Source organism: Streptomyces spongiae, from assembly GCF_009377185.1.
Lineage (GTDB): Bacteria > Actinomycetota > Actinomycetes > Streptomycetales > Streptomycetaceae > Streptomyces > Streptomyces spongiae.
In genome coordinates this window covers 1-4,924 of sequence record NZ_VJZC01000683.1, presented here as the reverse complement: position 1 = coordinate 4,924, position 4,924 = coordinate 1, and the positions used below count along the sequence as shown (strand labels likewise).

The window sequence follows — 4,924 nt, the reverse complement described above, 5'->3', positions numbered from 1 at the left end:
CCCGACACCCAGGCCCCACCGGCAGGGCCCATGAGGCAGCCCGCCCATGACGCCCGTCCACGCCCTCGAGCTCACCCTGCCCAGGCCCGCCACCCGAACCGAGCTCCGGCACGCCCGAGCATGCGTCCGGCCGGCCGCGAACGCGGACCGAATCCGGCTGATAGTAGTGCAGAGCGCGCAGCCTGGGCGGTGCCCTGCACGTGCTACGGCACCAACGGGGCACGCGACTGCCGATCGGCATCCTGACCACGCACCGCCCCAACCGGCACGGCCGGGTTCTGCTCAACATCGTTCTCGGCCCCTTGAGCAGGTGCGGTCCTCCGCCGGGCCGCAGCAGATCCGGAGCAGCGGCCGCAGGATGTGCTCGGCCGGTGCGTGGCCGCGGACCGTGCCCGGCGTGAGCAGGAACGCGCCCGGCGCCCGGAGAACCGACTCGCGAGCCTGCTCACCCACCCCACCATCGAAGAAGTCCTGGTCTGCGCGGCCCGAATCCTGCACAGCCGGCATCACCACTGCGTCCCGGCAGCGCTGCGAGCCCATCCCGGGCGCTGCACCTTGCCGGGACGGCAGCCCACACTGCAGACCTCACTCATCATCCCTTTCCCTCTTCCGATGTTTTTCTTCTCTTTCGCGGAGTTCTTGTTGCACACGCCCACCGATGAACAGGCGCACGCTGCCGACGTTTTCCGGGCCGGTCACCATCTCGTCCTGCAGGCCGGCGCCGGGACAGGGAAGACCAGCACCCTCGGCCTCCTCGCGGCCGGAACCCACCGCCGCGGCCGCTACCTCGCCTTCAACAAGAACATCGCCCAGGACGCCGCCGGCCGCTTCCCCCGCACGGTGCTGTGCAAGACCGCTCACGCCACAGCCTTCGCCGCCGTTGGTCACCGCTACACCCGCCGGCTCAACAGCCCCCGCCAGCCCGCGTGGAAGACCGGCCAGGCGCTCGGCATCACGCGTCCGGTCCGCATCGGTGCTCACGAGATCGGCCCCCGCGCGCTCTCCCACACCGTGCTGCGCACCGTCACCCGCTACTGCTACTCCGCCGACCGCACCCTGACCGGCCACCATGTGCCACGACTGCGTGGCCTGGACACACCCGGCGACCATGCCCGACTTGCCGACGAGGTCATGCCGTTCGCGACCAAAGCCTGGGCCGACCTGCACAACCCCGATCAGGGCGTGGTCCGTTTCGAACACGACCACTACCTCAAAATGTGGGCCCTCACCGCACCCACCATCGAAGCGGACTTCCTCTTCCTCGACGAGGCCCAGGACACCAACCCGGTCCTCGAGGAGGTCTTCGCCGCCCAGCGCGACCACGCACAGCTCGTCATGGTCGGCGACTCCGCCCAGGCCATCTACGGCTGGCGCGGCGCCCGGGACGTGATGACCGGCTTCGACGCCACCGCTCTTACCCTGACCCGCTCCTTCCGCTTCGGCCCCCTGATCGCCGAAGAGGCCAACCGGTGGCTCACCCTCGCCGACGCCCCCATCCGCCTGACCGGCAGCGACACCATCCCCACCGACATCGGCAGCCTCGACCGGCCGGACGCGGTGCTGTGCCGCACCAACATCGGCGCCATGGCCGAAGTCATGCGCCTGCTCGCCGCCGGCCACCGCGTCGCCCTTACCCGAGGCGGCCAGCAGCTGGCCGCGCTCGCCCTCGCGGCCCGCGACCTCAAAGACGGCCGCCGCACATCCCACCCCGAACTCGTACTCTTCGCCTCCTGGGGCGAACTGCAGGACTACGCCGCCCACGACCCCGCAGGACGCGACCTCCAGCCCTTCGTCGACCTCGTCGACACCCACGGCCCAGACGCCATCCTCACCGCCGTCGACCAGCTCACCGATGAACAGCACGCCGACGTCACCGTCTCCACCGCCCACACCGCCAAGGGCCGCGAATGGCCCACCGTCAAAATCGCCGACGACTTCCCCCCGCCCAAGGACACCGACCAGCACGACGCCCAAGGACGCCCCATCCCGGAACCCGTCAGCGACACCGACGCCCGCCTCGCCTACGTCGCCGTCACCCGCGCCCGCCACCACCTCGACCTCGGCGGCCTCTCCTGGATCAACACCCACCCCCCTGCAGCGAGCGCGGGCTGAAGCCCGCACAACGGGTAGCGTCATGACCTGCGCGGGGCTAACGCCCGGCTCCCCGCCGAGCAGCAGGCCCACCGGCCAAAGGAGGCCGCACGATGACATTCACGTCTGCGGAGCGAGAGGCGATCGCTGCCCACTCTGCTGCTCTGGGCCTGTCCGCTGATGAGTACATTCGTCAGACGGCAGCCGCCCGGGCCCTGTCCTGGCAACGCGAGCGGGAAACTTTCCACGCGATGGCACAGGGACGTGGCTGCACTGCCGACGAGCTCGTGCATCGCGGAACCCTCACCGACAACAGCCACTAACCAGCCCGCGTCCATAGCCGCCGGGGCAAGCTGCCACCCGAGAGGTGCGGCTCGTCCGACAACGCCACTGCCGTGGCTGGCCCGCCTGTTCAGCCCGATTCGCGTGCTCCGCCTTGCCCTCCGGCAGAAGGCACTGCTGACGGCCGCCCGGACCACATGAGTAAAACTCTCTATCGATAAACTCGGCCTCGCAGGTCAGCAAGGGACCATCCCCACGTAAGTAGGGGTCTATCCACGGCCGCACCATCGGTGGCGTCACCACCTGGTTCTTCCCCACGTGGGTGGGGGTCCGCCCTCAACGAACGCGGCCAACCGGCTGCTGAGCAGTCCCCACGGCTTCCCCTGCAGTCACGGTCTTCACGCCACGAGGGGAGGGACAGTCACGCTGACCTGAGCCGCAAAATGCAGCAGCGTGCCGCAGTGCTCATCGGCTCGGACGACGACGACCGTCTGCAAGTCCGCAACACGGTGAGGGCGGGCTACGCGGCCCGCTCGGCCTATGCACACGGAGGCAAGGACAAGTCGGACCTGCAAGCTTTGCTGTCTGTAGTGTGTCGGGTGCTCGTCCAGTGGGTGGCCCAGGCGGCGCACTGCAGTCGTCTGTCGGGGCGTCACGGCGGTCAGGACGGGTTGGTCAACCTCCTCGACGACGCTCTGCTCTCCCATCGCCTGTGCCAGGAGCACATCGTCGGCCCGCGCGAGGCGTTCCGTGCCACCGGCGGCACCCCGCCGCTGCCGCCCGGCGCGGCCTGGGCACCGGACCGGTTCAGACCGGCCAGCCCCGGCCTCTCCCCCGTCGACCTGGTGTAAGGACTTCTGCTGGCCCTGTTGTTATGGAGACATCCGAGGTTTGCGGGCTCTCGCGCTCGGTCGCTGGCTCTTTTGTGCGCGCCGGAGCGAGACCGGCCGGCACGCTGCGCGTGTATCGCCGCGCCTATTGGCCGAGCAGGACCTGGGTGATCGGTCCGCCGGTCACACCTGGCTCAAGCACGAGAGCTGGGGTGTAGCGGGGCCTCCCGGGGGTCGCGCCGTCCCACTCGTAGACGACGGTGCGCAGCGTGTTGAGGTATCGCCCTACGAGTAGGGCCATCGTGTATGGGCCGTGGAAAGCGAGATGCACCTCCGCACGGCCGCTGCGTGCGGCCAGCGCTTTGATCTGTTGCGCGGCAGCCGCGCTGAGGCGTGCGGCCTCGCGCGGGTCGAGTCGGTCTTCGCCGACGACGGAGACTGCGGCGGCCGCCGCGAAGCCGTCGCTGGACTCGTGCAGGAGCTGCTCGAATGCGGTCCGATCTGGAGCGGCAGTCAGGCTGACGAAGATCGCGATGCGGTCGTGGCTGTCGCACGTATCCGCTTGTTCGAGGTCAACTGGTTGCGTATGAAGTTCGCTGGTCAGCGGGTCGTCACCAGCTTCTGTGGACGTCCACAGAGCGCCGTGGGCATCGACCACCTCGACATTGCCGATCTTGGTCTCGGGCAGGGCGGCTCCCAAGGCCAGAGCTACTGACAGGTGAGCTCCGCCGGAGACGCGTACCGCTTTCGCATTGGCTGCGTACACGGCGTCGCTGATCAGGGGCAGCGTGGTCTGCAGGAGTGTGAGTCCCTCGCGCGAGGGCAGACGTCCGTCGCCGGCGGATCTGATGCGGATGTGCAGGTCGTCCTCGCCCGCGTCCATGGCGAAGGGTGTGGGGCGGGTCTGTACTCGGATCGTGAAGGCGCGGTTCTCGCTGCGGATGGCGGACTTACGTTGTTCGACTCGGTGCATCAGCAGGTCCCGCACGATCTCGCTCTCGCCGGACGGCTGCAGCATGTTGCTTTGCTTCTTGTCGGCGAGGGTCCGAGAGGGAGCGAGTCTCAGGAGTCGGTCCGGTGCCTCGTAGTCGCACTGTGTATTGCTTCCCGCTCTGGCGATCTTATTCGCGATGCACAGGCTGAAGGCGGGGTTCTCGTCCAGTTGAAGCAGCCGAGGCAGCTCACGTTCTCGGACGATGTCGCTGTGGACGATCTCCGGTGTCACGACGAGCACGGCTGCCGAAAGCCCTGTGGTCAGGGCTTGTTCGAGGCGATCGGTCGTCGTGCCTGGGCGCAGGTCGGTACGGTCTCTCCACACGACGAGACCGGCGGCCCTGAGCAAGTTCTCGATCGAATCGGCCTGCGGGGAGCCATCCGACTGCCGGTAGGAGATGAACACCGCGCCGTCACGCCGAACCGCATCCCCGGGCAGTGGCCCCAGCGCCTCGAATCTCTGTGGTGGCGGAAGGACCGTTGCTGCCTTGCTGGTGACACGTCCCCATCGTTGGCGCCGCGCGATCAGTCCGGAGAAGGGATCCGCCCCGCCGGGAGCATAAACGAGGAGTGCGATCGGGCCGTCGTGCTCCCGGGCGGTGGGTCTGTGTAGCGAACGGTGGAACTCGGTCGGTTTTGTTCAGCGGCGTCCGGCGGTGAGCCGGCCGTCGAAGGTGATGTCGAAGGCTTGGAGTGCGGCCTTCCAGCGCATGGTCCAGCGTTTGCGT

The 4,924-nt window shown here is 68.5% G+C and carries 4 protein-coding genes; 3 read left to right on the top strand and 1 reads right to left on the bottom strand.

Annotated elements, in window-relative coordinates; genetic code table 11:
* Positions 1–642 precede the first annotated feature (642 nt).
* From FNH08_RS44530 to FNH08_RS44520, 3 genes are all read left to right on the top strand, one after another.
* Complete coding sequence (locus FNH08_RS44530) at positions 643–2,112, top strand: UvrD-helicase domain-containing protein (protein ID WP_152777209.1); 1,470 nt, start codon at positions 643–645, stop codon at positions 2,110–2,112.
* 92 nt (positions 2,113–2,204) lie between these two features.
* Positions 2,205–2,414, top strand: a complete 210-nt coding sequence (locus FNH08_RS44525; protein WP_152777208.1) for a hypothetical protein — start codon at positions 2,205–2,207, stop codon at positions 2,412–2,414.
* 402 nt (positions 2,415–2,816) lie between these two features.
* Positions 2,817–3,224 (top strand): hypothetical protein, encoded by a 408-nt coding sequence (locus FNH08_RS44520; RefSeq protein WP_152777207.1) that lies wholly within the window; start codon positions 2,817–2,819, stop codon positions 3,222–3,224.
* 124 nt (positions 3,225–3,348) lie between these two features.
* On the opposite strand, the gene FNH08_RS44515 is transcribed toward FNH08_RS44520, so the two are convergent.
* The gene (locus FNH08_RS44515) at positions 3,349–4,602 is read right to left on the bottom strand and encodes an SAVED domain-containing protein (protein WP_322726444.1); all 1,254 of its coding nucleotides are present in this window, start codon (positions 4,600–4,602) and stop codon (positions 3,349–3,351) included.
* Positions 4,603–4,924: the final 322 nt, after the last annotated feature.

Bases quoted from the DNA above. Each gene is read 5' to 3' on its own strand.
- FNH08_RS44525 (WP_152777208.1), top strand. From the start codon at position 2,205: ATGACATTCACGTCTGCGGAGCGAGAGGCGATCGCTGCCCACTCTGCT.
- FNH08_RS44520 (WP_152777207.1), top strand. From the start codon at position 2,817: ATGCAGCAGCGTGCCGCAGTGCTCATCGGCTCGGACGACGACGACCGT.